This window comes from Mycobacterium persicum, assembly GCF_002086675.1.
Taxonomy (GTDB): Bacteria; Actinomycetota; Actinomycetes; order Mycobacteriales; family Mycobacteriaceae; genus Mycobacterium; species Mycobacterium persicum.
On record NZ_MVIF01000203.1, the window covers coordinates 1 to 2,570 of the forward strand.

Here is a 2,570-nt window from a genome sequence, read left to right on the forward strand (position 1 = left end):
CCACCTACCCCTTCCAACACCGCCGTTTCTGGCTAACCCCCAGCACCGCCTCGAGCGCCGATGTCAGCGCTGCGGGGCTGCAGCGTCCCGACCATCCCCTGTTAGGGGCATTGACCCAACTGGCTGATCAAGACCAGATGGTGTTCAGCAGTAGGTTAAGCGTTCACACCTGCGGCTGGCTCGCCGGCCACAGGGTGCATCAGGAAGTGGTGTTTCCCGCGACCGGATTTATCGAGGTGCTTTTAGAAGCTGGCCTGTATGCCGATTGCTCCGTCATCGATGAACTGGTCTTGCATACCCCCTTAGTGTTGGTCCGCGATCATCCCAGCGATGTGCAAATCACGATCGGCCCCGTCGGCGATGACCTGCGGCGCGCTTTTAGCGTGCATGCCCGAACCGCTGAACACCACAACGTCAGCGCCTGGGTATTGCATGCCACCGGCATTTTAAGCACCGACCAACCTGGCCCCTGGGAAACACCTCTGACACCGCCGCAGACTTTAGATTTCATCGACCACGACAGCTTCTATGACCAGCTAGACGTCCACGGCCTGCACTATGACCCCCCATTTCGGGGATTAACCCGCATCGGTGAGCACCCGGGATCCCCCGGCACCATCTATGCCGAGGCGACGCTTCCCCCCGACATCGACACCAACGGCTACAACATTCATCCCGCCCTGCTCGATAGCGCACTTCAAGCAGTGTTTTTCGCTACCGCCGATACCGAGAACACCGTGCGGCTCCCGTTTGTCCTCACCGGGATCAGCCTGCACGCCACCGCAGCCACCTGCTTGCAGATCCGACTCATCTGCACCGGCACTGACACCTTCCAACTGCACGCCACCGACCCCACCGGCGCCCCAGTCATCACCATCAACGCGCTAACCCGGCGGGGACTACCCGCTGGCACCGGAGAGCTGACCCCAACCACTGCTGGGTTAAGCCAGGGCTTATTCGAACTGACCTGGCCGGTCCTGCCGCGTGAAGGTTCTCCCACCACCGAACTCTCACCACTGTGGGCGTTGGTTGGCAGCGATTGCCCCCGCCTGGCCGCTCTGTTCGCCCGTGATCGAATATATCCCGACCTGGCAAACATCGATTTGGCTCACACCGATCTTGTGGTGTGGGCATTGCCGCTATCTACCCTTGGTAGCGACGATGCCACGCCGCCCACCATGGCAGTTGGTCTAGATGTTGATTGCTTGTCGCGGGTGCATGCACTAACTAGTGACGTCTTGAATGAGCTGCAGCAATGGTTGGCCCGCGCCGCCACAGGCGATACCACGCTGGCGATCCTGACCCGACATGCGGTGAGCACCAGCATCTATGATCGATCCCCCGAGCTGTCCCACGCCGCGGTGTGGGGGTTCATCCACAGCACCCAAAACGAGCACCCTGGCCGTATACACCTAATCGACGTCGATCTCACCCCCGCAAGCGAACACACCCTGCTCGCGATCCTGTCCACACTGCACTGCCCTATCCGACAATCCGACGTCGAGCCACAACTGGCAATCCGTCACGGCAACCTCCACATCCCCCGGCTGACCGCCACTCGCCAACTGGCCCTGCCCCCGACTGCTTGTTGGCAGTTAACAACAACGGGCAAAGGGGATTTGGCGAACCTGACTTTGGTTCCTGTCGCAGCGACCCCGGTGTTGGCTGCCGGACAGATCCGCGTTGACATCCGAGCATCCGGGCTGAACTTTCACGACGTGGTAGTGGCGCTAGGCGCCATCGCCGATGAGGGATTGGGCGTGGAGGCCGCCGGCGTGGTCATCGATGTTGCTGACGATGTGAGGACTGTGCGGCCCGGTGACGCAGTCATGGGATTATTCCCAAACAATTCTTTTGCGCCCATTGCAGTCACCGACCATCGCATGGTTGTCGCGATCCCGCCTGGATGGTCGTTTGCCCAAGCAGCCTCAGTTCCAGCGGCGTTTCTGACCGCCTACACCGCTCTCGTCGAGCTAGCTGGTCTCAGCGCAGCACACAGGGTGCTCATCCACGCCGGCGCTGGCGGGGTCGGTCAAGCCGCTATCGCCATCGCCAATCATGTCGGTGCAGAGATCTATGCCACCGCCCATCCCAGCAAACACCATATCCTTGAGGATCTGGGTGTGGCCCGTGAGCGTATCGCCTCGTCGCGCACCCTAGATTTCCTTGACCTTTTCACCCAGACAACTGGTGGGCGCGGCATGGACGTGGTGCTCGACTGTCTTCGCGGGGACTTCGTCGACGCATCACTGTCACTTCTGCCCCACGGGGGGCACTTCATCGAGATCGGCAAAACCGATATTCGGGATCCTAGTGAGGTTGCGGCTTCCCACCCGGGCGTGACCTACCATGCCTACGATCTCAGCTCCGCCCCGCCTGAACACATTGCTCGCGTACTTGCCACTCTGTCCTTGCTATTCACCGCCGGCATCCTAAAACCACTGCCCACCACGAGCTACGCCCTGAGTCGGGCTACCCAAGCGTTCCGGGACATGAGCCAAGCCCGTCACACCGGCAAACTCGTGCTATTGCCGCCGATGGCCTTTGATGCTGAGCGGACGGTGTTGATC

At 60.9% G+C, this 2,570-nt stretch carries 1 protein-coding gene; it reads left to right on the forward strand.

The window, feature by feature from the left end; translation table 11 throughout:
• Positions 1–98: 98 nt before the first annotated feature.
• Positions 99–2,570 (forward strand): zinc-binding dehydrogenase (locus BST40_RS27740; protein ID WP_279629030.1); only part of this gene is annotated, 2,472 nt, incomplete at its 3' end.